Here is a 25,318-nt window from a genome sequence, read left to right as displayed (position 1 = left end):
GCGGATGACCGAAACGTTGCAACTGTATTCCTACTGGCGCTCCAGTGCGGCCTACCGGGTGCGCATCGGCCTCAACCTGAAAGGGTTGCGCTACGACATCGTGCCGGTGCATCTGGTGCAGGACGGCGGGCAGCAGCATTCGGCGGCCTATCGCGAGCTCAACCCGCAGGGGTTGGTGCCCACCCTGTGCCACGGACACCGCCGGTTGGGGCAGTCGCTGGCGATCCTGGAATATCTCGACGAAGTCTGGCCGGACACCCCGCTGCTGCCGGCCACCGCGCGCGAGCGCCAGCGGGTGCGCGCGCTGGCGCAATTGGTGGCTTGCGACATCCATCCACTCAACAACCTGCGCGTGCTGCAATATTTCGAGCGCGAATGGAACGTGCCGCAGCCAGAGCGCGAGCAATGGGTGGTGCACTGGATCGAGGACGGGTTTGCCGCGGTCGAGGCCATGCTGGCGGGGCACCCGTCCACCGGTGATTTCTGCGAAGGCGAGCAGCCCACGCTGGCCGATTGCTGCCTGGTGCCGCAGGTCTACAACGCGCGTCGTTTCGGCATGGACATCACGCGCTACCCCACCATCGCGCGCATCGAAGCGGCTTGCCTGGCGTTGCCGGCGTTCGATGCGGCGCGCCCGGAAAGCCAGCCGGACGCACCCGCCACCTTCCGCAAAGCCGGGGATCAGCTTCCGAACACGTCGGCGTAGGGGTTGTGTTCGCCGCTGGCGCCTTCCGACAGACGGAACTTCAGCGCCAGGCCATCGCGCGAGTCGGCCGCCTTCAACGCTTCCTCCATCTCGATCCTGCCGTCCTTGTACAGCCGGAACAGACATTGGTCGAACGTCTGCATGCCGTCCTGCAGCGAGTCTTCCATCGCCATCTTCACCTCATGCACCTGCCCGCGTCGCAGCAGGTCGCGGATCATCGGGGTGTTGATCAGCACCTCGGTCGCCGGCATGCGGCGGCCGTCCACGCCCAGCACCAGGCGCTGGCTGACCACCGCCTTCAGGTTCAGGGCCAGGTTCATCAGCACGTTCTTGTGCGCGCCTTCGGGGAAGAAGTTGAGCACGCGCTCGATGGTCTGGTCGGCGTTGTTGGAGTGCAGCGTGGCCAGGCAGATGTGGCCGGTCTCGGCGAAGGCGATGGCCGCCTCCATCGTCTCGGCATCGCGGATTTCGCCGATCAGGATCACGTCCGGCGCCTCGCGCATCGCGTTCTTCAGGGCGGCGTGGAAGCTGTGGGTATCCAGCCCCACCTCGCGCTGGTTGACCACCGAGCGCTTGTGGCGGTGCAGGTATTCGATCGGATCTTCGATGGTGAGGATGTGGCCGGGGCTGGTGCTGTTGCGATGATCGATCATCGACGCCAGCGTGGTGGACTTGCCGGAGCCGGTGGAGCCGACGATCAGCACCAGCCCGCGCGGCGCCATGATGATGTCCTTCAGCACCGGGGGCAGTTGCAGCTCCTCGATGGTGGGGATCACGCTGCGGATGGCGCGGATCACCATGCCCACTTCACCGCGCTGCTGGAACACGTTGACGCGGAAGCGCCCGCAACCGGGCACGGACAGCGCCATGTTGAGCTCCTTCTCGCGCTCGAACTCGGCGATCTGCGCCTTGTCCATCAGCGAATAGGCGATGTCCTTGACTTCGCCCGAGCCCAGCGTGGCCTCGCTCATCGGCAGCAGTTCGCCTTCCAGCTTGACGTTCACCGGCGCGCCGGTGGACAGGAACATGTCCGAGGCGTCTTTTTCCGACATCAATTTGAAGAATTGACTGATATCCAACACGACGCGTGTACTCCCAGTGCGCGGCCCGACATTGCATCGTCGCCGGCGGCTTCCCACAATGACCGCGCCCCGACCACGAGCTGCGACCTCCCATGCGCCCAAGCTTCGCATACTTCCGTTCCAGCCTGCATGCCCCGTTGCTGGCCTGCGTCCTGTTCGCCGCAGGCTGCGCCAGCCTGCCCCCGCCGACCTCGGAACTGGCGGCGGCACAGCAGGCGCTGGCCCGCGCCGAGGCCGCCGATGCCGACCAATATGCCGCCGATGCCCTGATGGAGGCGCGCACCAGTTTGCAGGCGGCGCAGGCCGCAATGGCGCGTGGCCGCAGCGACCAGGCGCGGGCAGGCGCATTGGCGGCCAGTACCGCTGCCGACCAGGCCTGGGTGCGCAGCGGGGTGGCGCGCAGTCGTGCCGACTTCCGCCAGAAACAGGTGGAAGTGGCCCGGCTGCGGGCGCAGCTGCAGGTTGACGATGGCACTGCGGTTGCCGATCCGCTGGAGTTCCCGGTGACGGATGCGCCGCCCGAGCAGCGCCTGCAGGCACTGGATGCCGACATTCGCCTGAATCCGTTTGCCCAGTACGAACGCTTGCAGGCGCGGCAGGCGGTGGCCGCACTGGCCACGGCGGCGCGGCGCGACCTGCCGCTGGTGCTGGCGCAGGCCACGCGCCGGGTGGAGATCGCCGAGCAGGCGGCGCGGGTGGAAGCCACGCGCCGCGAGATCGAGCGACTGGAACGCGAGCGCAATGACCTGCTGGTGGAAGCCAGCCGCCGTGAAGCCGACCGTGCGCGGGCCGAGGCCGAGCGCATGCGCTTGCAGGCGCAGTTGCAGGCGGAGGAAGCCGAACGCCTGCGCGCACAGGCGCAGCAGGCCGAAGCAGCCCTCGATGGCGCCCAGGTGGAGCAGCAGGGCAAGGTGGATGCAGCGCGCGAGAAAGAGGCGGCCCTGGCGCGCAAGGAAGCGGAGCTGACCGCTGGCGGCAAATTGCCGGCCATGCACCGGGATGCGCGCGGCAGCGTGTTCACCCTGCCGGCCGAGGCCTTTGCCGGGGGCAAGGCGCAGCTCACCGCCAGTGCCGGCGCGAGCGTCAAGGCGCTGGCGATTTATCTTGCGGCGATTCCCGGTGGCGCGGTGCAGGTGCTGGCCTACACCGACAACCGCGGCAAGGCGGCGGCCAACCAGGCGTTGACCGACAAGCGCGCGCAGCTCGTGCGTGCCAGCCTGGTGGCGGCGGGCTTGCCGCGCAGCCGGGTCAGTGCGCAGGGCAAGGGCAGCAGCAGCCCGGTGGCCGACAATGGCAGTGCCGCAGGCCGCGCAAAAAACCGCAGAGTGGACATCGTGGTGTCGGATAATCCTTGAAAATCAATGAGATGTGGTGCCCGTGCGGGTGCCGGTCGGCGGCACTTGCCAAGCCATGCGGGCAGGCGTAGGGTCGAACTCCCGGGGTTCTCGGCGGTTCCGCCAGCCCCGGCCGGAGGCCGGTCGATGCATGACTTGTTCGACAACCCGGAGATCGCCGCCGCAAGCCGCACGCGCGGTGGGGGTGGGCGGGTGGTGAGTGTCGATGTCCGCGTGCCTGCCCCCGTGCAAGACCCCTTGACGCCCCGTGCCCCCGTGCCGGGGCGTTCGCATGTGTACGGCCCGGTCGTCACCGTGGCCCCGCAGTTCGCACTGCCCGGCTGGCTGGCCGGCGGTGCCTCCGGCAGCCCCCGCTGCCGTCCCCACGCTACCCCGGCCGTGCTGCCCGGGGTGGCTTCTTCGCGTCAGGAGGTTTTCCATGTTCGAAGGGCAATCACAGGCTGATATCGAAGCAATGATGAAAGTGAACAGCGAGTTCCGGCAGCTGTATTTCCGCCATCGGGAACTCGACAAGCAGGTGCTGGATGCCGAGCTCGGCGTGTTGCCGATCGACGATTCCACCCTGGGGCAGATGAAGCGCGAGAAGCTGGCCGCCAAGCAACGCCTGATGCAGATGTACGAACGCGCCAACTGAAGCGGCGCGAGGCGGTGGCGGCGCCCCTGTTTCGCCGCTGCCGCCTGCCGCGCCGGGTGCGTGGCGATGCTACCCTTCGCGGGTGGCATTCATGGGTGTGGCGATGAGCGGACAAGACACGCAATGGACGGCGCGGCGCAAGGCGGCGCTGGTGGTGGAGATCCTGCACGGCACCGTCTCGGCTGCCGATGCCGCGTGCAGGCACGGGCTGGCACCGGCGCAGCTGGAGGCGTGGGTCGCGGCGGGCCGGCAAGGCCTTGAAGCCGCGTTGGACACCGCCGCCGGCGACCTGCCGGCCGCCACGCCGTTTGGTGATTTGCGGGACCTGATCTCGCGCCCGGCACTGTCCGGCGACACCGTCACCGTGGCTCCGGACGAACCCTTGAACGTGGCGTGGCAGCGGATGCGTGCGCATGACGTCAGCCAACTGCCGGTGCTGGAGGGCGCGCGCATCGTCGGCATGCTGGACGAGTCCGACGTGTTGCTGCATGTCTATGGCGATGAAGCGCGCTTCACCGATCCGGTGGCGGCGGCAATGGTGGCGCGGCTGGACAAGGTGGACAGGCGCGCGTCGGTGGAGGCGTTGCTGCCGGTGTTCGACCGCGGCCACGTGGCCATCGTGATGGATGGCGAGCAGTTCCTCGGTCTGGTGACCCGGATCGACCTGCTCAATTACCTGCGCCAGCGCGTGCAATAGGGCCGGCGGGCCGGCGCGGCGGCATGCGGACGATGCAGGCGACAGGCCACGGTGCCGGGCCGTTGCCGAGGACCCGGCAGCACCTGTGGCTGGCGTGGGTACTGGCCCGGCGTGATCTGCACGGCCGCTATCGCGGCGCGGTGCTGGGCCTGCTGTGGGCGCTGCTCACGCCGATGCTGATGCTGGGCGTCTACCTGCTGGCATTCGGCCCGTTGCTGCGCGCGCGCTGGCCCGGCGTGGACAGTTGGCAGGCCTTCGCATTGATGGTGTTTTCCGGACTGGCGGTACACGGGCTGTTCGCCGAGTGCCTGGTGCGTGCCCCGGCGCTGGTGGTGGAGCGCGCCGGGTATGCCACCAAGGTGGTGTTTCCGCTGGACATCCTGCCGTGGCCGGCATTGGCCACGGCGTTGTTCCACTTCTGCATGCAGCTGCTGGTGCTGCTGGCCGGGGTGCTGTGGCTGCGCGGCGGCTTGCCGCCCACCGTGCTGGCGTTGCCGCTGGTGCTGCTGGCATGCGTGCCATTGTTGCTGGGCGTGCTGTGGGCGCTGGGTGCGCTGGGGGTGTTCCTGCGCGACATCGCGCAGCTGGTGGCGCCGCTGGTGACGGTGCTGCTGTTCCTGTCGTCGGCGCTGGTGCCGCTGGACGTGTTGCCGGCACGCTACCGCTGGCTGTTCGAGCTCAACCCGTTGACGCTGATCATCGAGCAGTTGCGGCGCATGCTGTTCTTCGGGCTGTGGCCGCAGTGGTCGCTGTTGGCCCTGTATGCGGGGTTGGCGCTGCTGGCGGGCGGTGCGGGGTACGCACTGTTCCGCAAGTTGCAGCCGGGGTTTGCCGATGTCCTCTGAGCCGGCGTCTTCCGCGCCGGTGGTGCAGGCGCGCGGGCTGGGCAAGTGCCACCTGCTGCACGCGCGGCCGTGGCCCCGGCTGCTGGGCCTGCTGGGCCTGCGCCAGGCCGGCACCCCGTTCTGGGCCTTGCGCGGGCTGGACCTGGAGCTGCGGCGCGGGGAAACGCTGGGCATCATCGGCCGCAACGGCGCCGGAAAATCGACCCTGCTGCAACTGCTGGCCGGCACCCTGCGACCCAGCGAGGGCACCGCCTGCGTGAACGGGCGGGTGGCCGCGCTGCTGGAACTGGGCAGCGGCTTCAACCCGGAATTCACCGGGCTGGAGAACATCCACCTCAACGCCGCGCTGCATGGGCTGGGACGTGCCGAAGTGCAGGCGCGGCTGCCGTCGATCCTCGCCTTCGCCGACATCGGCGCGCACATCCACCAGCCGGTGCGCACTTATTCCAGCGGCATGGTGGTGCGGCTGGCGTTTGCGGTGATGGCGCACGTGGATGCCGACATCCTGATCATCGACGAGGCGCTGGCGGTGGGCGATGCCTTCTTCGCGCAGAAGTGCATGCGCTTTTTGCGCGAGTTCCAGCAGCACGGCAGCCTGCTGTTCGTCAGCCATGACACCGCGGCGGTGAATGCGTTGTGCCAGCGTGCGATCTGGCTGGAGCATGGCCAACTGCGGATGGCGGGCGCGGCGCGGGCGGTGAGCGAGGCGTATCTGGAATCGCAGGTGGCCGCCCGCGAGGGCGTGGACGAACGGCGTCCGGCGCGGCGCGGCGGGCCGGCCACGGGCATCGATCGCGACGTGCGCGACGACCTGTTGCAGCGCACCGCGCTGCGCAACGACATCCATGTGCCGGTGTTCGACCCGGCCGCCAACACCAGCTTCGGCGAGGGCAGCGCGCGCCTGCTGGACGTGGTGCTGCTGGATGCACGCGGGCGACGCCTGCCCTGCGTGGTGGGCGGCGAACAGGTGACGCTGGAGATCGTGGCGGAAGCCCGCGCCCAGGTGGATGCGCCGATCATCGGCTTCTACCTCAAGGACCGGCTGGGCCAGTTGCTGTTCGGCGACAACACCTACCTGAGCACGCACGCCGCGCCGATCCGGTTGGCGGCCGGCACCCGCTATCGCGCGCGCTTCACCTTCACGATGCCGCGCTTGCAGGCGGGCGACTACGCCTTCGCCATCGGCCTGTCGCGCGGCACCCAGGCCGAGCACGTGGTGCAGGACTGGTCGCACGCGGCACTGGTGGTGCACGCCGACGGCCAAGGCCTGCCCACCGGCATCCTGGGCTTGCCGATGGCGGAGATCACGCTGGAGCCGCTGGATGGTTGAATACCTGCCCTGCACCCTGGCGCTGCCGGCGGGTGCACAGGCCCACCCTGGCGGCTGGTATCTGCTGACGGTGCGGCCGGCCGCCGTACAGGCCGTGCCCGACCGCTTGTATCTGCAAGTGGAGGATGCCGGGCCGCCGTGCGCGCACGAAGCCTGCGTGGTGTTGCCGCAGGCCGGCCCGGACGGCTGCGCGCGCGCGCTGGTGCGCCTGCGCATGGACACGCAGGTGCTGCGGCTGGGTGGGTTGCACTGCGGTGCCGAGCCGGTGCCGGTGACGGTGCGCCTGCGCCGGGTGGGCAAGCTGCGCGCGCTGGCGGCGATGCTGGCGTTGGTGTGGACGCGGGCCACGCCGCGTGCGGCACTGGGGCTGCTGGCGCAGGCGCTGTGGCGCATGTTGCGGGGTGGCTTGCGCGCGGGCGGGGACGCCGCGTACGCGCGCTATCGGGCGCTGCTGGGGGATGGCGGCGGTGAATATGCGGGCTGGGTGCTGCGTCAGGCGCTGGCACCGGAGGCGCAACCTGCCGCATTGCAGGCGCGGCTGGCGGCGTTGCCGCACCGGCCGCGGGTGTCGCTGGTGCTGCCGGTGCACGCGCCGCCGGAGCGGTGGCTGCGGGCCTGCCTCGACAGCGTGCTGGCGCAGGTCTATCCGCAGTGGGAGCTTTGCATCGCCGACGATGCTTCGCCCACGCCGCGCACCCGCGAAGTGCTGGCCGAGTACCAGCGCCGCGACGGCCGCATCCGCGTGGTGACGCGCCCGAGCAACGGACATATCGCCGCGGCGTCCAACAGCGCGCTGGCATTGGCGACCGGCGACTGGGTGGCGCTGCTGGACCACGACGACATGCTGGCGCCACAGGCGCTGCTGGCGATGGTGGAAGCCGCCCAGGCGCATCCGCAGTGGCGACTGCTGTATTCCGATGAAGACAAGGTCGATGCCGACGGGCGGCGCTTCGACCCGTACTTCAAGCCCGACTTCAACTATCCGCTGCTGCTGGGGCAGAACTGCATCTGCCATCTCGGCATGTACGCCGCCGACTTGCTGCGCGAGGTGGGCGGCTTCCAGCCCGGCGTCGACGGCAGCCAGGACTGGGACCTGGCGCTGCGCTGCGTGGAACGCCTGCAGCCCGCGCAGATCGGCCACGTGCCGCAGGTGCTGTACCACTGGCGCGCCATCCCCGGCTCCACCGCGACCGCCGCCGCCGCCAAGGATTACGCCACCGCGGCCGCGCAACGTGCCGTGCAGGCCCATCTGGACCGCACCGGGCAGGCGGCCCGCGCCACGGTCGCCGCACCGGGGCGCATCCGCGTGCATCGCGCGCTGCCGGTGCCACCGCCGCGGGTGTCGCTGATCGTGCCCACCCGCGACCGCGTGGACTTGTTGCGGACGTGCCTGCACGGCCTGCTGGAACGCACCGACTATCCGGCAATGGACGTGCTGGTGGTGGACAACCAGTCGCGGCAACCGGAGACCCATGCGTACCTGGAAACGGTGGCGCGCGACCCGCGCGTGCGGGTGCTGCGCTTCGATGCACCGTTCAACTATTCGGCGATCAACAATGCCGCCGCGCGGCAGGCCCAAGGCGACGTGCTGGGCCTGATCAACAACGACATCGAAGTGCTGGACGCGCACTGGTTGCGGGAAATGGTGGCCGAGGCGGTGGTGCCGCAGGTGGGCGCGGTGGGTGCGCTGCTGCTGTATCCGGACATGCGCATCCAGCACGCCGGGGTGATCCTGGGCATCGGCGGGGTGGCGGGCCACCCATGGTGCGGGATGCCGCGCGACAGCGACGGCCAGATGGGCCGGCTGCGGCAGGTGCAGGCGCTGTCGGCGGTCACCGGCGCCTGCCTGCTGTTGCGGCGCGCGGTGTTCGATGCGGTGGGCGGGCTGGACGAAGCGCTGCCGGTGGCCTTCAACGATGTCGATCTGTGCCTGCGCATCCGCGCCGCCGGCTACCGCAACGTGTGGACGCCGCATGCGGTGCTGGTGCACAACGAATCGGCCACCCGCGGCTACGACACCACCGCGGAGAAACACGCGCGGCTGTTGCGCGAAGCGGCGTTCATGCAGGCGCGGTGGGGCGCGGAATTGCTGTCCGACCCCGCCTACAACCCCAACCTGGACCTGGACGGCAACCATTTCGGGCTGGCCGCCGCGCCGCGCGAGCGGGCGCGGGGTGGGCACGGATGATGCGCTTGATTCTGCGTTTGGGCAGGACGAGGCCCGGGTTCGCATTCGGTGCTGGTGCAGGCGTGGCGGCGGTTAGGGCATCGCAGGCCATTCGATGCGCCGGTGATCGTGGGTGTGAGGAGGGCAAGTGAAATTCACGCGGATGCTGAAAATATTTATCCCATACCTTTTTCTCGCTCCAGCGTCAGCATGCGCAAGTAGTCGGCGACACAGGCTTCGACTTCTTCGCGCGACCAATCCATTCCCGGCATTTTGACGCCCATTGCGACTGCGATGGCCTTAACCCTACCAGGTCTTCTGATCGCTCAGGTTGTATGTGGAAGGCGGGCCAGTCCAGATTCGCTTTTCCACCCATGCCGCTCTTGCCGGCAGTCATGCATCCAGCTTCGGATGCGGTGTGGGCACTCGCGTGAGTGCAGGCCGCACGATACCTGGCCGCAAAAAAAACGCCCCTTGCGGGGCGTTTTGCATGATCGCGGGGCGCGGTGCTTTGTACAGGCGGGTTGCCGCGCGCCCGTGTGCCTCGGGGTGCCGGTGAGGCGCGGGCCGGTCAGCCCAGCGCGGCTTCCAGTTCCGGCAGCACGGCGAACAGGTCGCCGACCAGGCCGATATCGGCGATCTCGAAGATCGGTGCGTCGCCGTCCTTGTTGATCGCAACGATCGTGCCGGCGTCCTTGATGCCGGTGAGGTGCTGGATGGCGCCGCTGATGCCCACTGCCACATAGAGCTCCGGCGCGATGATCTTGCCGGTCTGGCCCACTTGCAGGTCGGAGGGCACGTAGCCGGCATCCACGGCCGCGCGCGAAGCGCCGACAGCGGCCCCCAGGTTGTCGGCGAGCTTGTAGATGATCTGGAAGTTCTCGGACGAACCCACGCCACGCCCACCAGACACCACGCGCTTGGCCGATTGCAGGTCGGGGCGGTCGGAGGCGCCGGCGGCCAGGCCCAGGTAGCGGGTGTGGCTGGGCAGGGCGGCCTCGACATTGGCGGCCTCGATCGTGGCACTGCCGCCTTGCGCGGCTTCCGGCCACGAGGCAGTACGCACGCTGGCGACCACGATCTGGTCTGCCGGTGCTTCGACGGTGATGATGGCGTTGCCGGCGTAGATCGGGCGCTTGAAGGCATAGCTGCCTTCCACCGCCATCAGGTCGGAGATCTGGTTCACGCCCAGCAGTGCGGCCACGCAGGGCAGCAGGTCCTTGCCGAAGGTGGTGGAGGGTGCGAACACGTGGCTGTAGCCCTTGGCCAATGCGGCCACCTGCGGTGCCAGCACCTGCGCGATGGCATGCGCGTTGGCGGGATGGGCAACGGCCAGCACCTTGCGCACGCCGGCGATCTGCGCGGCCTGCGCGGCCACGGCGGCCGGGTCGGCGGCCAGCACCACGATGTCGATGGCGGCAGGTGACAGCGCGGCAGCGGCGCTGACGGTCTTGGCGGTGGCGGCGTTGAGCTTGCCTTCCAGGTGTTCGGCGACGATCAGGATGTTGGACATCACAGGAGCCCCTTCTGCTTGAGCGCGGCCACCAGTTCGGCGGCATCCTTCACCATCACCCCGCGGCTGCGCTTGGCCGGCGCGGCGTAGTGGGTGGTCTTCAGCGAATCGTTGGCCTCGACGCCAAGATCGGCGAACGCGATCGTTTCCAGCGGCTTGCTCTTGGCCTTCATGATGTCGGGCAGCTTGATGAAGCGCGGCTCGTTCAGGCGCAGGTCGGTGGTGACCACCGCCGGCAGGTCCACTTCCAGCGTTTCCAGCCCGGCATCGACTTCGCGCACCACGGTGGCCTTGCCGCCTTCCACGGTCAGCTTGCTGGCGAAGGTGGCCTGCGGGCGGCCCCACAGCGTGGCCAGCATCTGCCCGGTCTGGTTGGCGTCGTCGTCGATCGCCTGCTTGCCCAGCAGCACCAGGTCCGGCTGCTCCTTTTCGATCAGCTTGAGCAGGGCGCGGGCGGCGGTCAGCGGCTGGATGGCGGTGTCGCAAACGACGTGGATGGCGCGGTTGGCGCCCATCGCCAGGCCGTTGCGCAGGTGCGGCTGGGCATCGGCCGGGGCCATCGTGGCCACCACCACCTCGGTGGCGATGCCGGCGTCGCGCAGGCGCAGTGCTTCTTCCAGCGCGATGTCGTCGAATGGATTGGGTGACAGCTTGACGCCGTCGGTGACCACGCCGGAGCCGTCCGGCTTGACCTGAATGCGGACGTTGTAGTCCACCACGCGCTTGTAACCGACGAGGATTTTCATCGTGGGGTTTTCCTTGGAAAACGGGAGAGTGGCCGTTGCCGGCCCAGTCGGACATTTTAACGGACGTTCGCCGCGGCTGCCCGCAGCGGACGCGATTGTCCGAAGGTACGCTGGGCATTGACGCATGCCCGGCTAGAATGTGGGCTCTACAACGCATCCGGAGATCCGCCCGTGGCTTCCGCCAAGAGCAAGCTCTACCCCAGTGCCGCTGCCGCCCTCGACGGGCTGGTGGCGGATGGCCAAACCCTTGCCGTGGGCGGCTTCGGCCTGTGCGGCATCCCCGAAGCATTGATCGCCGCGCTGCGCGATTCCGGGGTGAAGGGGCTGACGGTGATTTCCAACAATGCCGGTGTGGACGGGTTCGGCCTGGGCCAGCTGCTGGCCACCCGGCAGATCAGGAGGATGATTTCCTCCTACGTGGGCGAGAACAAGGAATTCGAACGCCAGTTCCTGGGCGGGGAACTCGAACTGGAATTCAATCCGCAGGGCACCCTGGCCGAGCGCCTGCGCGCCGGTGGCGCGGGCATCCCGGGGTTCTTCACCGCCACCGGCTACGGCACGGTGGTGGCCGAAGGCAAGGAGACCCGCGAATTCGACGGCCGCATGTACGTGCTGGAAACCGCGCTGAAGGCCGACGTGTCGCTGGTCAAGGCGTGGAAGGCCGACACTGCCGGCAACCTGGTGTTCCACAAGACCGCGCGCAACTTCAATCCGGCCTGTGCGATGGCCGGCAAGGTCTGCGTGGTGGAAGTGGAGGAGCTGGTGGAGATCGGGCAGATCGACCCCGACCACGTGCACCTGCCCGGCATCTACGTGCAGCGCATCGTGGTCAACGCCGCGCCGGAAAAGCGCATCGAGCAACGCACCATTCGCCAGCCGGAGGACAACTGACATGGCCTGGACCCGTGACCAGATGGCGGCACGCGCCGCACACGAATTCAGCGACGGTGCCTACGTGAATCTCGGCATCGGCCTGCCGACGCTGGTGGCCAATCACATTCCCGACGGCATGCACGTCTGGCTGCAAAGCGAGAACGGTCTGCTGGGCATCGGCCCGTTCCCGACCGAGGACGAGATCGACGCCGACCTGATCAACGCCGGCAAGCAGACCGTCACCGCGGTGACGGGCGCCAGCTATTTCGGCAGCCACGATTCCTTCGCGATGATCCGCGGCGGCCACATCGACCTGGCGATCCTCGGCGCGATGGAAGTCACCGACAAGGGCGACCTGGCCAACTGGATGGTGCCCGGCAAGATGGTGAAGGGCATGGGCGGCGCGATGGACCTGGTGGCCGGCGTGCAGCGCGTGGTGGTGCTGATGGAGCACACCACCAAGGCCGGCACCTCCAAGATCCTGCCCGAATGCACCCTGCCGCTGACCGGCGTGGGCGTGGTCGACCGCATCATCACCGAGCTGGGCGTGTTCGACGTGACGCCCGACGGCCTGAAGCTGGTCGAGCTGGCCGACGGCGTCAGCTTTGATGAAGCGGTCGCGAAGACCGGCGTGCCGCTGCGCTGAGGGATCACGGGGGCCGCCAACAGGCGAACCCCTTCCGCGAATGTCCTCCGGCAGCGGCGTTGCCGCTGCCTCCCCCTTGATTTCGCTACAGGGGTTCGCCTGCCGACGGCCCTGCGGAGTTGCCCGCCACGGCCGAAACCTCCTCCATGACGAAAAAGCCGCCTCGAAGGCGGCTTTTTCGCGTGCGTCACATGTTCTGGTAATTCGGCCCACCGCCGCCCTGCGGTGCCACCCAGACGATGTTCTGGGTCGGATCCTTGATGTCGCAGGTCTTGCAGTGCACGCAGTTGGCGGCGTTGATCTGCAGGCGCTCGTTGCCGGGCTCGCCGACGAATTCGTACACGCCGGCCGGGCAGTAGCGCGCTTCGGGGCCGGCGAATTCCTTGAGGTTCACGGTCACCGGGATGGCCGGGTTCTTCAGGGTCAGGTGCGCCGGCTGGTTCTCGTCGTGGTGGGTGCTGGACAGGAACACCGAGCTGAGCCGGTCGAAGGTCAGCACGCCATCGGGTTTCGGGTACTCGATCTTCGGCTGGCTCGCCGCCGGCTGCAGGCAGGCGTGGTCGGGTTGCTGCCGGTGGAGCGTCCACGGCGGGTTGCGGATGCCCAGCTTCGGCAGCAGCCACTGCTCGATGCCGGTCATCAGGGTGGCAAAGTTGCGGCCCTTCTTGAACCACTGTTTGAAGTTCTTCGCTTGCCGCAGTTCGGCATGCAGCCAGCTGTTCTCGAACGCAGCCGGGTAGGCGGTGAGCTCGTCGCGCTGGCGGCCTTCGGCCAAGGCCGCGAATGCGGCTTCGGCAGCGAGCATGCCGGTCTTGATCGCGGCGTGGCTGCCCTTGATGCGGCTGGCGTTGAGGAAGCCGGCCTCGCAGCCGACCAGCGCGCCGCCGGGGAAGATCGTCTTCGGCAGGCTGAGCAGGCCGCCGGCGGTCAGCGCACGCGCGCCGTAGCCGATGCGCTTGCCGCCTTCCAGATGCTTGCGGATCGACGGGTGGGTCTTGAAGCGCTGGAATTCGCCGAACGGGCTCAGCCACGGGTTCTTGTAGTCCAGTCCGATCACGAAGCCCACCGCGATCTTGCCGTCCTCGGCGTGGTACAGGAACGAGCCGCCATAGGTATCGCTCTCCAGCGGCCAGCCGGCGGTGTGCACGACCAGGCCGGGCTGGTGCCTGGCCGGATCGGCCTGCCACAGTTCCTTGATGCCGATCGCGTAGCTCTGCGGGTCCTTGCCTTCGTCCAGTTTGTACTTGTCGATCAACTGGCGGCCGAGCTGGCCACGCGCACCCTCGGCGAAGATCGTGTACTTCGCGTGCAGCTCCATGCCCGGCTGGTATTGGTCGGTGGGCTGGCCGTCCTTGCCGATGCCCATGTCGCCGGTGGCCACGCCCCTGACCGCACCGGCTTCGTCGTAGAGCACTTCGGCGGCGGCGAAGCCCGGGAAAATCTCCACCCCCAGCGCTTCCGCCTGCTGTGCCAGCCAGCGCGCCAGCGCGCCGAGGCTGACGATGTAGTTGCCATCGTTATGGAAGCACTCCGGCAGCAGCCAGTGCGGGGTGGCGCGCGCGGAGGTTTCATCGAGACCGGGCTCGCTCAAGAACAGGAACTCGTCGCGGGTCACCGCCTGCTTCAGCGGCGCGCCGCGCTCTTTCCAATCCGGGAACAGTTCGGTCAGCGCCTTCGGATCGACGATCGCGCCGGACAGGATGTGCGCACCCGGCTCGGAACCCTTCTCGAGCACGCAGACCGAGACCTCGCGGCCGGCGTTGGCCGCCTGCTGCTTGAGCCGGATCGCGGCGGCCAGGCCGGCCGGGCCGGCGCCCACCACCACGATGTCGTATTCCATCGACTCGCGGTCGACAGGGGCTGGGCTGGCTGGGTGCATGCGGCGTTCCTCGGGCTGAGCCGCCCATTGTCCGGGCTTTGCCGGCGGCCGGCAACGCGCCGGCGATCCCCCCGCTCAGCGCTTGGGCGATGCCGCTGGCGTGGTGCGCGGGGCGGCCTGCAAGGCCCAGCCGCTGATGTCGTGGCCCAGCGTGGCCAATGCGCCGGCGAAGGCATCGACCACCTGTGCCACGGTGGTGCCGGCCGCCGGCTGCGAGACGCGGAAGTTGCGACTGGCAATGACGCCCTGGCCACTCGTGGCCACCAGCGTGGCATTGACCTCCAGCACCGCCGCAGGCACGGGCTGGCCGGCGTAATCGGCCTGGAAGCGACGGACATCCAGCAGCAGCCGGTAATCGGTGGCGATGCCGCTGCCCTGGCGCACCACGGCGGCCAGCTTGCCGCTGTCTTCCAGGGTGCGCAGCACGGCGTCTTCCACCATGCCGGCGGGGTGGCGTACCCACTCGGCGGCCCGGTACACCTGCAACTCGCCGGCGGTGGGGCTGACGGCGATGCGGGTATCGTCCAGCGCGGCGTCGATGCTGGGCATGACGACGGTGAGCGACCCGGACGCGGTGGGCCATGCGGGATCGGCCTGCACGCGGGGGGCAGGGTCGTAGCGGGTGGGCGATGTCTTGCCGCCGCCGACGAGGCTGCACGCGGATGCCAACAGGGCCAGGGTCAGGGCCAGCAGGGCGGGCAGGCGGGAGTGCGGACGGGGCGAAGGCTTCATCGGGGGTCGAACTCCTTGGGCTGCTCGCGGCCAAGCAGGTAGCGTGCCGGGTTGCGGTCCAGCCGCGTGGTCACGCCGCGCAGTTCGCGCACCAGCGCGCGCAGCTCGACCAGGGTGGGCTCCACTTGCGGCAGGCCTTCCTGGGTGAAGTTGCGGATGGCCGGGCGGTTCTCGGCGATCATGGCATTGGCGTTGCCCGCCGCTGCATCCAGCTTGGCAATGGTGGCGTCCAGCTTGTCCAGCAACGCGGGCAGGCGCTGCACCAGGTGCTGGTCGATGCCCTGGATGGCACCGTTGGCGCTGTCCATGGTGGTCTTCAGCGAAGCGGTGGCATCGCGCGCATTGACGATCAGCTGGGCGATGTCCTGCCGGCGCTCGGACAGGCTGGTGGTGACTTTCTGCAGGTTGTCCAGCGACACCGAGATGCGCGCGACGTTTTCGTCGCTGAGCAGCTGGTCCATCTGCGCCACCAGCCGGTTACCGGCGTCGGTGATGTTCTGCAGCGCCGACGGCTCGGTGCGGATCACCGGCAGGCCGCCGTCGGCGGGGGCCAGCAGGGCCGGGGCATCCGGGCTGCCACCGGTGAGCTGGATGAACGGCACGCCGGTGATGCCCTGCTGCGACAACTTGGCGCGGGTGTCGGTCTTGATCGGGGTGTTGGACTTGAGCTTGAGCACCGCGATCACCTTGCGCGCGTCGTGCTCGTCCAGGCTCAGGTCTTCCACCGTGCCTACCGCCAGGCCGTTGTACTGCACGCTGCCGCCCTCGGTCAGCCCGGTCACCGGCTCGCTGAACACCACCTCGTACTGGTGCCAGTTGCGCGACGAGGAGAACTTGCTGGCCCACAGCGCAAACAACAGCAGCAGCACGGTGGTGAGCACGGTGAAGGCACCGATCAGCACGTAATTGGCACGCGTTTCCATCAGGGGGCTCCTTCCGTGGCGCTGCGCGCTGCGCGCGCGCGCGGGCCGTTGAAATACTCCTGCACCCAGGGGTGGTCCAGCGTTTCCAGCTGGCCCAGCGGGCCGATGGCCAGCACCTTGCGGTCGGCCAGGATCGCCACGCGGTCACAGATCGCGTACAGGGTATCGAGGTCGTGGGTGATCAGGAAGACGGTCAGGCCCAGTGCCTGGCGCAGGGTCAGGATCAATTGGTCGAACGCCGCCGCACCGATCGGGTCGAGTCCGGCGGTGGGTTCGTCGAGGAACAGCAGCGGCGGGTCCAGCGCCAGCGCGCGCGCCAGCCCGGCGCGCTTGCGCATGCCGCCGGACAGTTGCGAGGGGAGCTTGTCGATGGCGTTGGCGGGCAGGCCGGCCAGCTTGATCTTCAGCAGCGCCAGTTCGTAGCGCAGCGAGTCGGACAGCGCCGGGTAGTACTCCTTCAGCGGCACCTGCACGTTCTCGCCGACGGTCAGCGAGGAGAACAGCGCGCCGTCCTGGAACAGCACGCCGCTGTTGCGCTCGATGTGGCGGCGGGTGGCGGCGTCTTCCGCCCGCGCGTCCACCCCCAGCACCTGGATGCGCCCGGCGTTGGGCCGGCGCAGGCCCAGGATCGAGCGCATCAGCACCGATTTGCCGGAGCCGGAGCCGCCGACCACGCCGAGGATCTCGCCGCGGCGAACGTCCAGGTCCACGCCGTCGTGGACGAGCTGCTCGCCGAAGCGATTGACCAGCCCCTGCACGCGGATGAAGGGTGCATCGCCGATGTCGATGCCGTCGAGGGTGCGCATGGCGGTGGCGATGGCCATCGTTCAGTAATCCATCTGCATGAACCACAGCGCGGCGAAGGCATCCAGCACGATCACCAGCGAGATCGCCTGCACCACGCTGGAGGTGGTGCGCTCGCCCAGCGACTGCGCGGTGCCCTTCACCTGCAAGCCTTGCAGGCAGCCGATCAGGCCGATCACCATCGCGAACACCGGTGCCTTGGCCATGCCCACCACGAAGTGCCGGACTTCCAGCGTCTCGTGCATGCGCGCCAGGTAGGCCACCGACGGGATGTCGAGGCTGAAGGCCCCCACGGCCATGCCGCCCAGCAGGCCGGCCATCATCGACACGAAGGTCAGCAGCGGCAGCATCGCCAGCAGCGCCAGCACGCGCGGCAACACCAGCAGGTCGACGGGATCCATGCCCAGTACCCGGATGGCATCGACTTCCTCGCGATTGACCATCATCCCGATCTGCGCGGTGAATGCGCTGGCGGTGCGGCCGGCCAGCAGGATGGCGGTCATCAGCACGCCGAATTCGCGCAGGAAGGCGGCATCGACCAATTCCACCACGTAGATGGTGGCACCGAAGTCGGCCAGCACCATCGCGCCGAGGAACGCGATCACCGCGCCCACCATGAACGACAGCAGCGCCACCAGCGGCACCGCATCCAGCCCGATCTGCTCCATGTGGTGGATGGTGGCGGTGAGGCGGAAACGGTGCGGCTGCTTGAACAGGCGCAGCAGCTTGACCTGCGCCTCGCCGAAGAAGCTGGCCAGTGCGGTGACCTCCGCGCCGGCCTCCACCACCGCGCGGCCCAGCCGCTCCAGTGCCGCGCGCACGCCGTATTCGCGCACCAGTTCGGGGCGGTCGTCGCGCACGTCTTCGATCGCTTCCACCAGCGGCTGCTGGTCGTCGCGGAACAGGAAATCCGCAAGTGTCAGCCCGCGCTGTTCGGCATGCCGCAACAGTTGCAGCACGCCGAGGGTGTCCAGCCGCTCGCAGCCACGCGCATCGATCACGACGATCCCGGGCGGCGCGCGTTGCAGCTCCTGTTCGATGGCGGCGGCGAAGCGCAGCGTCCAGCGCCCGTGCAGGCACAGCGTGGCGCTTCCGTCCTCGGCGAGGCGGGCGGCGGGGGCAAATGGCTGCGGGGTCTGACTCATGTGCCGGGCAAGCTTACGCAATCAGGCGTCGGCGTGTGAATGCGTCGGTGCGGCATGCCATGCTAGGCCGATGCAGACACGTGATGCCATGACCGTCGCCAGCTACACCGAACGCATCGCCTTCGTGGTCGAGCTGGCCAGGCACCTGCACGCCTATGGCACCACGTCGCAGCGGCTGGAAGCGGCCATCGAACTGGTGGCGCACAAGCTGGGGCTGGCCTGCGAGCCCTGGTCGAACCCCACCGGCATCATCCTGGCCTTCAGCGACCCGTCGCGGCCGGCCGGCGAGACCGATACCACGCGCCTGATCCGGCCCGGGTTGGGCGATACCAACCTGTACAAGCTGTGCGAGGCGGACCGAATCGCCGAGGACGTGATTTGCGGGCGCATGGGCGTGGTGGCCGGGCACGAGGCCTTGCGCCGGCTGGATCGGCCAACCGGCCGCCGTGGCCAGGTGATGCTGGTGCTGGGGTTTGCCTTGGCATCGGCCGCCGTGGCGGCCTTGTTCCGCCTGCCGAACCTGGATATCGCCACCGCCGGCATGATCGGTTGCCTGATCGGCGGGCTGGTGCTGGCCGCGCAGCGTCGGCCACGGCTGCACGAAGGTTTCGAGGCCCTGGCCGGGTTGCTGGCCGGCACCGTGGCGATCCTGGTCAGCAGCCTGGTGGCGCCGCTGAACCTCAACACCGTGGTGATCGCCTCGCTCATCGTGTTGCTGCCGGGCATGACGCTGGCGCTGGCCACCAACGAATTGACCAGCCGCCACTTAGTGTCCGGCACGGCGCGTTTCGCCGGTGCGCTGATGACGGTCATCAATCTCACCATCGGCACCGCGATTGCCCTTGGAGGGGCCGAGTTGCTGGGGATCGCCCCGCACATCCGGGCCTTGCGTCCGCAACCGGATTGGGTGGCGTGGGTGGCGATGGTACTGGCGGCCTATTCGTTCGCGGTGCTGTTCCAGGCGCATCGCCGCGATTATCCGCTGGTCATGCTGTCGGCCATGGCCGGTTATCTGATTTCCCGGTTCGGCGGCGAATGGCTGGGGGCGCAGGCGGGGGTATTCCTGGCGGCATTGGCCACGACTGCGGCCGGGAATGCCTATGCGCGTTGGGCCAACCGCCCCGGTGCGCTGATCCGGTTGCCGGGCATCATCATGCTGGTACCCGGCAGCGTGGCCCTGCGCGGGGTGATTTCGCTGGTGCAGGCGCAAAGCCTGAATGCCGGCCAGGATGCGGCATTGGCCGCACTCAATACCTTGATGGCATTGCTGGCCGGGCTGATCTTCGGCAACCTGCTGGTCAGTGCGCGCCGCAACCTGTGATTGCACGGGGCAAAAACGGCAACTGCAGCGGAACCGGAAACGAAAACGCCGGCACAAGGCCGGCGCGTCCGGTGAAGCAGTATCCGATTACTTGATCAGGAACTCTTCCAGCTGCTTGCCATTGGCGATTTCCGCCATCAGCCAGCGCGGCTGACGGCCGCGGCCGGTCCACTTGTCCTTGGCATTGGCAGGGTTCTGGTACTTCGGCGCCACTTTGCCGGTGCTGCGGCCCTTGGCAGGCTTGCGGGCTTTCTTGACGGCCGGGGCAGCGCCATTGCCCGGCTTGCCGAACAATTCCTCGAACGTCCAGCCGGTGGCCTTCAGGGCCTTGGCCACGGCGGCCTTGGCCATGGCGGCGGGTTTGCGCTTGGCCAGCACCTTCTTGCGCTTGCTGGCGCGGGAAATCAGGGCTGCCAGCTCCTGCGGGCTCATGTTTTCGATATTCAGGCTCATGGTTTTGATTTTCTTCGGTTTGGAAAGGGATTATCCGATCCTTGGATGGGCGGATAATACGCGTCCGCTTCCGGAATGCAAATGCGGGGTCCGGAAATTGAATTGCCGGTTCAGGGCGAAAGCCGGGCCAGCAGGGCGGCGAGGTCAAGGTTTTCCGATTCCGCCGCATCACGCGCCCGATATTCGAACGTGCCGGCGTCCAGCCCGCGCCCGGACACCACCACCCGGTGCGGGATGCCGATCAGTTCGATGTCGGCGAACATCGCGCCCGGGCGCAGGCCGCGGTCGTCCAGCACCGTGTCGAAACCGGCCGCCTGCAATTGCGCGTGCAGGGTTTCGGCGGCGCTGGCGACGACGGGGTCGTTTTTCGGATTGATCACGCAGACCGCCACGTTCCACGGTGCCATTGCCTGCGGCCAGACGATGCCGGCGTCGTCGTGATTCTGCTCGATGGCCGCCGCCACGATCCGCGACACGCCGATGCCATAGCAGCCCATCGCCGGATGCACCGCCTTGCCATTGGCATCCAGTACCGTGCATTGCATCGCTTCGGAGTATTTGCGGCCGAGCGCGAACACATGGCCGACTTCGATGCCGCGGCAAAGCCCCAGCGTGCCCTGGCCATCCGGCGATGCATCGCCTTCCACCACGTTGCGGATATCGGCGGTTTCCGGTTCCGGCAAATCGCGGCCCCAGTTCACCCCGGCGATGTGGAAACCGGGTTTGTTGGCGCCGACCACGAAATCGGCCATCGCCGCGACGGTGCGGTCGGCCACGACCCGGATCGGCTTTTTGGCATGCAGCGGGCCCAGGAATCCGGGTTCGCTGCCGAGGTACTCCAGCAGTTCGGCCTCGGTGGCCAGCCGGTAGTCGGCCAGCCCCGGCAGCTTCGCCAGCTTGATTTCATTCACCACGTGGTCGCCGCGCACCAGTGCCAGCACGAATTGCGGGTTGCCATCGGCATCGCTGCCCATCAGCGCCACCGATTTGGCGGTGCGCGCCAGCGCGATGCCCAGCAGCGCGGCGACGTCCTCGCAGGTTTTCTGGGTGGGCGTGGCCACTTCGCGCAGGGCTTCCTGCGCGGGTGCGCGGGCGCCGGGGGCCAGCGCTTCGGCCAACTCCACGTTGGCGGCGTAATCGGATGCGGTGGAATAGGCGATGGAATCCTCGCCGGAATCGGCCAGCACGTGGAATTCGTGCGAGGCGCTGCCGCCGATCGCGCCGGTATCCGCCGCCACCGCGCGGAACTTCAGCCCCAGCCGGGTGAAGATGCGCGAATAGGTGTCGTACATGTTGCGATATTCGCCATGCAGCGAATCGTCATCGGCGTGGAAGGAATAGGCGTCCTTCATGATGAATTCGCGCGCCCGCATCACCCCGAAGCGCGGGCGGATCTCGTCGCGGAATTTGCTGGTGATCTGGTAGAAATTCACCGGCAACAGTTTGTAGCTGGAAATCTCCTGCCGGAAGAAATCGGTGACGGCTTCTTCGGCGGTGGGGGTGAAACAGTAGTCCTGTTCCTTGCGGTCGCGGATTTTCAGCAGTTGCGGGCCGAACTTCGCCCAGCGCCCGGTTTCTTCCCACAATTCCTTCGGCTGGATCGACGGCATCGCCATTTCGATCGCGCCGGCGCGATTCATTTCCTCGCGCACCACGGTTTCCACCTTGCGCAGCACGCGCAACCCCAGTGGCGACCAGGTGTACAGGCCGGCGGCGAGCTTGCGGATCATGCCGGCCTTGAGCATCAGCTTGTGGCTGACGATTTCGGCATCGGCGGGCGTTTCTTTTTCGGTGCGGAGGTGGAATCGCGACAGGCGCATGGCGTTCGGGCGTGGGGAAAACCCGCATTCTGCCATGCACGCGTGTCGCCCTGCCGGCGCTGGCGCGGATCAGCCGCGGTGGCCGTCGACCTCGATCCCGTCCCGCGGGGTCTTGCGGATGCGTTCGTACTTGCGGCCCTTGGGCGGGGTGTCGCTGACGTGCAGGTTGCCGGCGTCATCGCGCCAGCGATACAGCGAATCGGCGCGCCGCGCCTGGATCGCGGCGGCCTCGGCGGCTTCGATGCGGGCATGTTCGCGGCGCGGCATTTCGGCGGTGAACCACCACCACGCCGCCGCTGCCAGCGCCAACGCCAGCAGCACCATGCCGGCCTGTTTCATGGCGTGGCGGGCGGGCAGAACGCCTTCACCCCTGCCTGGTTGAGCTCGGTCTGCGACTTGCGCTCGGCATCGGTCAGGTTGCGGTCCGGCTTGCCGTCGCCGTTGCTGTCGATGCCGATGGCGTCGTTGCCCTGCAGGCGTTGCAGGTTGGAGCGCGCATTGCGGCACTGCTCGCTTTCCTGCGGCTTGGTGGCGGTGGTCTCGGTGGTGGTGCCGGTGCGCGCGTCGATGTCGCGGGCCTGGTGGTTCTGCTTGGGCGCGGTGTCGGCGTAATGGGTGACGCCTTGTGCATCCTTCCATTGGTAGACGCGTTGCTGGGCGGTGGCGGGGGCGGCAAGCGCGAGGGCCAGCGCGGCCAGGGCAACGGGGTGGGCGAGGTTCATGGGAAGCTCCGGGGGATGCAGGTGTCGATTGCAGCACCGCGCCGCCGCCGCTGCAACCCCGTAAACTGCCGGGATGGACGAAACCACTGCATCGACGCCTCGCCCGCGCCCGCGCGGCATCTACCTGCTGCCCAACCTGTTCACCACCGGCGGGCTGTTTGGCGGGTTCTTCGCCATCATCGCCGCCTCGCAGGGGCGGTTCGAAGCGGCCTGCATCGCCATTTTCGTGGCGGCGGTACTGGACGGGCTGGATGGTCGGGTGGCGCGGCTGACCAACACCCAGAGCGAATTCGGGGTGCAATACGACTCGCTGGCGGATCTGGTCAGTTTCGGCATGGCGCCGGCGATGCTGATGTACCACTGGGCGCTGCTGGCGCTGAAGCAGGACAGCCTGACGCTGGGCAAGATCGGGTGGCTGGGGGCGTTCCTGTATGCCGCCTGCGCGGCGCTGCGGCTGGCTCGCTTCAACAGCCAGGTGGGCACGGTGGACAAGCGCTGGTTCGTCGGCCTGGCCAGCCCGGCGGCGGCCGGCCTGATGGCCAGCGCGGTGTGGGTGTGCGAGGTGTACGACTGGTCCGGCGAGACGTTGCGCTTTGGCGCATTGGCGCTGACCGTGGTGACCGGGCTGCTGATGGTCAGCCGTATCCGCTACAACAGCTTCAAGGGCAGTGGTCACGGCCCGAAAGCCGACCGGGTGCCATTCTTCGTGCTGGTGCTGGTGGTGGCGATCCTGATCGCGTTGTGGATCGCCCCGGCGCAGACCCTGCTGGGCACCTGCACCTTGTACGCGCTGTCCGGGCCGCTGCTGTGGTTCCGCCGCCGCCATTCCGCCGGGCAGGACGCCGCAACGTGAGTTGGGACCCGTTCCAGCGCGCGGTGTTGGCGGAGCTGGGCTACGCCCTGTATCGGCCGGCTGCGACGCTGCCGGCCCTCGATGCGGACATGCTGGCGCGGCTGGCGCGGGCCGCCGCCGCCACGCCCGACGTCTTGCAGCAGCATGCCGACCTGGTGGCCGCCAGCCTGCGCTTGCGCGGGGATGCCGCCGGCAAGCGGGCACTGTGGCCGCGCCTGCGCGCGCTGCGCCGGGGCCTTGCGTGAACACGCGGGTGCAGGCCTACGGCGCACTGGCCATGCCGCACCTGCGGCCGATGCGCGCCGCTGACCTGGACGCGGTGATGGCGATCGAAGTACGCGCCTACCCGTTTCCGTGGACGCGCGGAATCTTCCACGACTGCCTGCAAGCGAATTACCCGATGTGGCTGCTGGAGCACGCCGATGGCGGGCTGGCGGGGTATGGCGTGCTCAGCATCGCCGCCGACGAGGCCCATGTGCTCAACCTGTGCACCGCCCCCGGCCAGGAGGGGCGGGGGCTGGGGCAACGCATGCTGCACGCCTTGCTGAAGATCGCGCGTGGCCACGGCGCGCAGCGGGTGTTCCTGGAAGTGCGGCCGTCCAACCCGCGTGCGATTACCCTGTATGAACGCAGCGGCTTCAACGAGATCGGCCGTCGGCCACGCTACTACCCGGCCGCCAACAACGGCCGCGAGGATGCGATCGTGATGGCCATGGAGCTGCTTGAGCCGGCCTGAGGGCGGCGTTCAGGCGCTTGCGGCCACGGCCACGCGGTTGCGCCCCTGCTCCTTGGCGACGTACAGCGCACGGTCGGCCCGGGCGAACAGGTTGCCGAACTGCGGGTCGGCCTGCGCCATGGCCGCAACGCCGAAACTGGCGGTGATTTGCAGCTCCGGGTGTTCCTGGCAGGGATGGCAGGCGGCGGTCATGGCACGGATGCGTTCGGCAATGGCGACGGCGTCGTCGCGGCCGGTCTCCGGCAGCAGCAGGCAGAACTCCTCGCCGCCGGTGCGGGCGCACACGTCCTCTTCGCGCAGGGCTTGCTGGCAGCAAACCGCGAAATCCCGCAGGACCAGATCGCCCACCGGATGGCCATAGCGGTCGTTGATCTGCTTGAAATGGTCGATGTCGATGGACACCATGGCCAGCGGCGTGCCGTGGCGGCGGCTGCGCGCGAACTCGCTTTCCGCGCGCTCCTGGAAGCTGCGCCGGTTGGCCAGCCCGGTCAGGCTGTCGGTGCGCACCTGCCGCTGCAGTTCTTCCTTCAGCGCGTGCAGCTCGGTGATGTCGGTGACCAGGCCGATCAGCGCGGGACTGCCGTTGAAGTCCGGCCACGGCACCACCACGCTCCAGTAGTGGCGCAGGCGGCCCTGCGCGTCGATGAGGGATTCCTCGCCCGCATAGCGCTCGCCGGTGGCCAGCATGTGCAGGTCCTTTTCCCAGAACGCATCGGCGGCCTCGCGCGGCATCAGCTCGCTGTCCAGCCGGCCGATGATGTCGCCCACCGGACGCCCGAATACCTGGGCCAGGTGGCGGTTGGCATACAGGAAGCGGCGGTCGGCGCCCTTCACGTAAACCAGCCCGTGGACGTTGTCGAGGACGGTGTCCAGCAGCTCCTTCTGCTTGCGGACCCGGTCTTCCAGCTGCTTCTTCTCGGTGATGTCGTGGGAAATCCCGATCATCCCGACGATGGCGCCGCTGGCGTCGCGCAGCGGCTTCTTGATCGACCAGTAGCTGCGCGATTCGCCGGTGGCGTGGATGTAGTTGGTTTCCTCGCGGGCGATGGTCTCGCCCAGCTCCAGTACCCGCCGATCGGTCTTGCGCAAGGTGTCGCCAGCCTCGCCGATGTCCACGAAATCCGTGAACGACTTGCCCAGCACGTCTTGCAGCCGCAATCCGTTGCCCAGCAGATCCAGCACCAGTTGGTTGGCGTAGGTGTAGCGGCCGGCCAGGTCGGTGGTGTAGACGAACGCGCCTACCTCGTCCAGCAATTGGCGGTAGGCGGCATTGGTTTCTGGAGGTTGGGCGGCGTCGGGCATTGCGGATGGCTCCCTTTCAAGGGGCAGACGGGAA

At 68.3% G+C, this 25,318-nt stretch carries 25 protein-coding genes and 2 pseudogenes; 14 read left to right on the top strand and 13 right to left on the bottom strand.

All coding sequences use genetic code 11. From position 1 onward, the window contains the following. Nucleotides 1-4: 4 nt before the first annotated feature. Nucleotides 5-706: a maleylacetoacetate isomerase gene (gene maiA, locus ACE3OK_RS08935; protein ID WP_374249182.1), complete on the top strand. Its 702-nt coding sequence runs from the start codon at nucleotides 5-7 to the stop codon at nucleotides 704-706. Here maiA and ACE3OK_RS08930 read toward each other — a convergent pair. Beyond that, complete coding sequence (locus ACE3OK_RS08930) at nucleotides 682-1,785, bottom strand: PilT/PilU family type 4a pilus ATPase (RefSeq protein WP_374249241.1); 1,104 nt, start codon at nucleotides 1,783-1,785, stop codon at nucleotides 682-684. The two genes, maiA and ACE3OK_RS08930, sit on opposite strands and share 25 nt — an antisense overlap. Before the next feature lie 95 nt (nucleotides 1,786-1,880). On the opposite strand from ACE3OK_RS08930, the gene ACE3OK_RS08925 reads away from it, so the two are divergent. The 7 genes and pseudogenes from ACE3OK_RS08925 to ACE3OK_RS08895 all read left to right on the top strand — a co-directional run bounded on the left by ACE3OK_RS08925 (nucleotide 1,881) and on the right by ACE3OK_RS08895 (nucleotide 8,837). Then, on the top strand, nucleotides 1,881-3,143 hold the full coding sequence (locus tag ACE3OK_RS08925) for an OmpA family protein (RefSeq protein WP_374249181.1): 1,263 nt from the start codon (nucleotides 1,881-1,883) through the stop codon (nucleotides 3,141-3,143). 418 nt (nucleotides 3,144-3,561) lie between these two features. Beyond that, nucleotides 3,562-3,777: a YdcH family protein gene (locus ACE3OK_RS08920; RefSeq protein WP_374249180.1), complete on the top strand. Its 216-nt coding sequence runs from the start codon at nucleotides 3,562-3,564 to the stop codon at nucleotides 3,775-3,777. Between the two features lie 91 nt (nucleotides 3,778-3,868). Then, a pseudogene (locus tag ACE3OK_RS08915) lies at nucleotides 3,869-4,036 on the top strand (DUF1153 domain-containing protein); the annotation flags it as partial. A 51-nt stretch (nucleotides 4,037-4,087) separates the two neighbouring features. Further along, nucleotides 4,088-4,474, top strand: a pseudogene (locus ACE3OK_RS08910) (CBS domain-containing protein); the annotation flags it as partial. 23 nt (nucleotides 4,475-4,497) lie between these two features. Continuing rightward, nucleotides 4,498-5,319 (top strand): ABC transporter permease, encoded by an 822-nt coding sequence (locus ACE3OK_RS08905; protein ID WP_374249179.1) that lies wholly within the window; start codon nucleotides 4,498-4,500, stop codon nucleotides 5,317-5,319. Beyond that, on the top strand, nucleotides 5,309-6,649 hold the full coding sequence (locus tag ACE3OK_RS08900; protein ID WP_374249178.1) for an ABC transporter ATP-binding protein: 1,341 nt from the start codon (nucleotides 5,309-5,311) through the stop codon (nucleotides 6,647-6,649). Before ACE3OK_RS08905 ends, ACE3OK_RS08900 begins: the two co-directional genes overlap by 11 nt. Then, the gene (locus tag ACE3OK_RS08895) at nucleotides 6,642-8,837 is read left to right on the top strand and encodes a glycosyltransferase (protein ID WP_374249177.1); all 2,196 of its coding nucleotides are present in this window, start codon (nucleotides 6,642-6,644) and stop codon (nucleotides 8,835-8,837) included. Before ACE3OK_RS08900 ends, ACE3OK_RS08895 begins: the two co-directional genes overlap by 8 nt. 550 nt (nucleotides 8,838-9,387) lie before the next feature. On the opposite strand, the gene ACE3OK_RS08890 is transcribed toward ACE3OK_RS08895, so the two are convergent. Together ACE3OK_RS08890 and ACE3OK_RS08885 are read right to left on the bottom strand one after the other, a co-directional pair. Next, nucleotides 9,388-10,329, bottom strand: coding sequence for an electron transfer flavoprotein subunit alpha/FixB family protein (locus ACE3OK_RS08890; RefSeq protein ID WP_374249176.1), 942 nt, complete (start codon nucleotides 10,327-10,329; stop codon nucleotides 9,388-9,390). Continuing rightward, nucleotides 10,329-11,075: an EtfB protein gene (locus tag ACE3OK_RS08885; RefSeq protein WP_374249175.1), complete on the bottom strand. Its 747-nt coding sequence runs from the start codon at nucleotides 11,073-11,075 to the stop codon at nucleotides 10,329-10,331. The genes ACE3OK_RS08890 and ACE3OK_RS08885 overlap by 1 nt, the downstream gene beginning before the upstream one ends. Nucleotides 11,076-11,246: 171 nt before the next feature. Here ACE3OK_RS08885 and ACE3OK_RS08880 point away from each other — a divergent pair, with 171 nt between their 5' ends. Both ACE3OK_RS08880 and ACE3OK_RS08875 read left to right on the top strand, forming a co-directional pair. Continuing rightward, on the top strand, nucleotides 11,247-11,966 hold the full coding sequence (locus ACE3OK_RS08880; RefSeq protein WP_374249174.1) for a CoA transferase subunit A: 720 nt from the start codon (nucleotides 11,247-11,249) through the stop codon (nucleotides 11,964-11,966). 1 nt (nucleotide 11,967) lies between these two features. Beyond that, nucleotides 11,968-12,594, top strand: coding sequence for a CoA transferase subunit B (locus ACE3OK_RS08875; RefSeq protein ID WP_374249173.1), 627 nt, complete (start codon nucleotides 11,968-11,970; stop codon nucleotides 12,592-12,594). Between the two features lie 187 nt (nucleotides 12,595-12,781). On the opposite strand, the gene ACE3OK_RS08870 is transcribed toward ACE3OK_RS08875, so the two are convergent. The 5 genes from ACE3OK_RS08870 to ACE3OK_RS08850 form a co-directional block, all read right to left on the bottom strand. After that, nucleotides 12,782-14,473 carry an electron transfer flavoprotein-ubiquinone oxidoreductase gene (locus ACE3OK_RS08870; RefSeq protein WP_374249172.1) on the bottom strand — a complete coding sequence of 564 codons (1,692 nt, stop codon included), beginning with the start codon at nucleotides 14,471-14,473 and terminating at the stop codon, nucleotides 12,782-12,784. 75 nt (nucleotides 14,474-14,548) lie between these two features. After that, nucleotides 14,549-15,205 carry an ABC-type transport auxiliary lipoprotein family protein gene (locus tag ACE3OK_RS08865; protein WP_374249171.1) on the bottom strand — a complete coding sequence of 219 codons (657 nt, stop codon included), beginning with the start codon at nucleotides 15,203-15,205 and terminating at the stop codon, nucleotides 14,549-14,551. Then, nucleotides 15,202-16,128: an MlaD family protein gene (locus ACE3OK_RS08860; RefSeq protein WP_374249170.1), complete on the bottom strand. Its 927-nt coding sequence runs from the start codon at nucleotides 16,126-16,128 to the stop codon at nucleotides 15,202-15,204. The genes ACE3OK_RS08865 and ACE3OK_RS08860 overlap by 4 nt, the downstream gene beginning before the upstream one ends. Then, nucleotides 16,128-16,952, bottom strand: coding sequence for an ABC transporter ATP-binding protein (locus ACE3OK_RS08855; RefSeq protein ID WP_374249169.1), 825 nt, complete (start codon nucleotides 16,950-16,952; stop codon nucleotides 16,128-16,130). Before ACE3OK_RS08855 ends, ACE3OK_RS08860 begins: the two co-directional genes overlap by 1 nt. Nucleotides 16,953-16,955: 3 nt before the next feature. Continuing rightward, complete coding sequence (locus tag ACE3OK_RS08850) at nucleotides 16,956-18,077, bottom strand: MlaE family lipid ABC transporter permease subunit (RefSeq protein WP_374249168.1); 1,122 nt, start codon at nucleotides 18,075-18,077, stop codon at nucleotides 16,956-16,958. 70 nt (nucleotides 18,078-18,147) lie between these two features. On the opposite strand from ACE3OK_RS08850, the gene ACE3OK_RS08845 reads away from it, so the two are divergent. Continuing rightward, entirely contained in the window at nucleotides 18,148-19,398 is a 1,251-nt protein-coding gene (locus ACE3OK_RS08845) for a threonine/serine exporter ThrE family protein (RefSeq protein ID WP_374249167.1), read from the top strand. A gap of 87 nt (nucleotides 19,399-19,485) precedes the next feature. Here the strand turns inward: ACE3OK_RS08845 and ACE3OK_RS08840 are convergent, their stop codons facing one another. The 4 genes from ACE3OK_RS08840 to ACE3OK_RS08825 form a co-directional block, all read right to left on the bottom strand. Then, nucleotides 19,486-19,851 carry an H-NS family nucleoid-associated regulatory protein gene (locus ACE3OK_RS08840; RefSeq protein WP_374249166.1) on the bottom strand — a complete coding sequence of 122 codons (366 nt, stop codon included), beginning with the start codon at nucleotides 19,849-19,851 and terminating at the stop codon, nucleotides 19,486-19,488. 110 nt (nucleotides 19,852-19,961) lie between these two features. After that, nucleotides 19,962-21,671 (bottom strand): proline--tRNA ligase, encoded by a 1,710-nt coding sequence (locus ACE3OK_RS08835; protein ID WP_374249165.1) that lies wholly within the window; start codon nucleotides 21,669-21,671, stop codon nucleotides 19,962-19,964. Between the two features lie 69 nt (nucleotides 21,672-21,740). Next, on the bottom strand, nucleotides 21,741-22,010 hold the full coding sequence (locus tag ACE3OK_RS08830; RefSeq protein ID WP_374249164.1) for a DUF4124 domain-containing protein: 270 nt from the start codon (nucleotides 22,008-22,010) through the stop codon (nucleotides 21,741-21,743). Next, complete coding sequence (locus ACE3OK_RS08825) at nucleotides 22,007-22,393, bottom strand: DUF4124 domain-containing protein (RefSeq protein WP_374249163.1); 387 nt, start codon at nucleotides 22,391-22,393, stop codon at nucleotides 22,007-22,009. Before ACE3OK_RS08825 ends, ACE3OK_RS08830 begins: the two co-directional genes overlap by 4 nt. Nucleotides 22,394-22,466: 73 nt before the next feature. Between ACE3OK_RS08825 and pssA the strand changes: the two genes are divergently transcribed. The 3 genes from pssA to rimI are packed head-to-tail and all read left to right on the top strand — an operon-like array spanning nucleotide 22,467 to nucleotide 23,982. After that, on the top strand, nucleotides 22,467-23,246 hold the full coding sequence (gene pssA / locus ACE3OK_RS08820) for a CDP-diacylglycerol--serine O-phosphatidyltransferase (protein WP_374249162.1): 780 nt from the start codon (nucleotides 22,467-22,469) through the stop codon (nucleotides 23,244-23,246). Further along, a complete protein-coding gene (locus ACE3OK_RS08815; RefSeq protein WP_374249161.1) occupies nucleotides 23,243-23,491 on the top strand; it encodes a hypothetical protein in 249 nt (82 codons plus the stop codon). The genes pssA and ACE3OK_RS08815 overlap by 4 nt, the downstream gene beginning before the upstream one ends. Before the next feature lie 8 nt (nucleotides 23,492-23,499). Then, complete coding sequence (gene rimI, locus ACE3OK_RS08810; RefSeq protein WP_374249240.1) at nucleotides 23,500-23,982, top strand: ribosomal protein S18-alanine N-acetyltransferase; 483 nt, start codon at nucleotides 23,500-23,502, stop codon at nucleotides 23,980-23,982. Between the two features lie 9 nt (nucleotides 23,983-23,991). Here the strand turns inward: rimI and ACE3OK_RS08805 are convergent, their stop codons facing one another. Beyond that, nucleotides 23,992-25,284, bottom strand: a complete 1,293-nt coding sequence (locus tag ACE3OK_RS08805; RefSeq protein WP_374249160.1) for a diguanylate cyclase — start codon at nucleotides 25,282-25,284, stop codon at nucleotides 23,992-23,994. Nucleotides 25,285-25,318: the final 34 nt, after the last annotated feature.

Source organism: Thermomonas sp. (assembly GCF_041905325.1).
GTDB lineage: Bacteria > Pseudomonadota > Gammaproteobacteria > Xanthomonadales > Xanthomonadaceae > Thermomonas.
Note: the sequence above shows the minus strand (reverse complement) of the source record. Positions and strands in the feature narration are given on the sequence as shown.

What these genes read in the sequence shown, in the direction of transcription:
- pssA (WP_374249162.1), top strand. Translation starts at nt 22,467, where the DNA reads ATGGACGAAACCACTGCATCGACGCCTCGCCCGCGCCCGCGCGGCATC.
- ACE3OK_RS08875 (WP_374249173.1), top strand. Translation starts at nt 11,968, where the DNA reads ATGGCCTGGACCCGTGACCAGATGGCGGCACGCGCCGCACACGAATTC.
- ACE3OK_RS08905 (WP_374249179.1), top strand. Translation starts at nt 4,498, where the DNA reads ATGCGGACGATGCAGGCGACAGGCCACGGTGCCGGGCCGTTGCCGAGG.
- ACE3OK_RS08890 (WP_374249176.1), bottom strand. Translation starts at nt 10,329, where the DNA reads ATGTCCAACATCCTGATCGTCGCCGAACACCTGGAAGGCAAGCTCAAC.
- ACE3OK_RS08845 (WP_374249167.1), top strand. Translation starts at nt 18,148, where the DNA reads ATGCAGACACGTGATGCCATGACCGTCGCCAGCTACACCGAACGCATC.
- ACE3OK_RS08925 (WP_374249181.1), top strand. Translation starts at nt 1,881, where the DNA reads ATGCGCCCAAGCTTCGCATACTTCCGTTCCAGCCTGCATGCCCCGTTG.
- ACE3OK_RS08870 (WP_374249172.1), bottom strand. Translation starts at nt 14,473, where the DNA reads ATGCACCCAGCCAGCCCAGCCCCTGTCGACCGCGAGTCGATGGAATAC.
- ACE3OK_RS08830 (WP_374249164.1), bottom strand. Translation starts at nt 22,010, where the DNA reads ATGAAACAGGCCGGCATGGTGCTGCTGGCGTTGGCGCTGGCAGCGGCG.
- ACE3OK_RS08900 (WP_374249178.1), top strand. Translation starts at nt 5,309, where the DNA reads ATGTCCTCTGAGCCGGCGTCTTCCGCGCCGGTGGTGCAGGCGCGCGGG.
- ACE3OK_RS08840 (WP_374249166.1), bottom strand. Translation starts at nt 19,851, where the DNA reads ATGAGCCTGAATATCGAAAACATGAGCCCGCAGGAGCTGGCAGCCCTG.
- ACE3OK_RS08860 (WP_374249170.1), bottom strand. Translation starts at nt 16,128, where the DNA reads ATGGAAACGCGTGCCAATTACGTGCTGATCGGTGCCTTCACCGTGCTC.
- ACE3OK_RS08895 (WP_374249177.1), top strand. Translation starts at nt 6,642, where the DNA reads ATGGTTGAATACCTGCCCTGCACCCTGGCGCTGCCGGCGGGTGCACAG.
- ACE3OK_RS08825 (WP_374249163.1), bottom strand. Translation starts at nt 22,393, where the DNA reads ATGAACCTCGCCCACCCCGTTGCCCTGGCCGCGCTGGCCCTCGCGCTT.
- ACE3OK_RS08835 (WP_374249165.1), bottom strand. Translation starts at nt 21,671, where the DNA reads ATGCGCCTGTCGCGATTCCACCTCCGCACCGAAAAAGAAACGCCCGCC.
- ACE3OK_RS08805 (WP_374249160.1), bottom strand. Translation starts at nt 25,284, where the DNA reads ATGCCCGACGCCGCCCAACCTCCAGAAACCAATGCCGCCTACCGCCAA.
- maiA (WP_374249182.1), top strand. Translation starts at nt 5, where the DNA reads ATGACCGAAACGTTGCAACTGTATTCCTACTGGCGCTCCAGTGCGGCC.
- ACE3OK_RS08885 (WP_374249175.1), bottom strand. Translation starts at nt 11,075, where the DNA reads ATGAAAATCCTCGTCGGTTACAAGCGCGTGGTGGACTACAACGTCCGC.
- ACE3OK_RS08865 (WP_374249171.1), bottom strand. Translation starts at nt 15,205, where the DNA reads ATGAAGCCTTCGCCCCGTCCGCACTCCCGCCTGCCCGCCCTGCTGGCC.
- ACE3OK_RS08855 (WP_374249169.1), bottom strand. Translation starts at nt 16,952, where the DNA reads ATGGCCATCGCCACCGCCATGCGCACCCTCGACGGCATCGACATCGGC.
- ACE3OK_RS08850 (WP_374249168.1), bottom strand. Translation starts at nt 18,077, where the DNA reads ATGAGTCAGACCCCGCAGCCATTTGCCCCCGCCGCCCGCCTCGCCGAG.
- ACE3OK_RS08920 (WP_374249180.1), top strand. Translation starts at nt 3,562, where the DNA reads ATGTTCGAAGGGCAATCACAGGCTGATATCGAAGCAATGATGAAAGTG.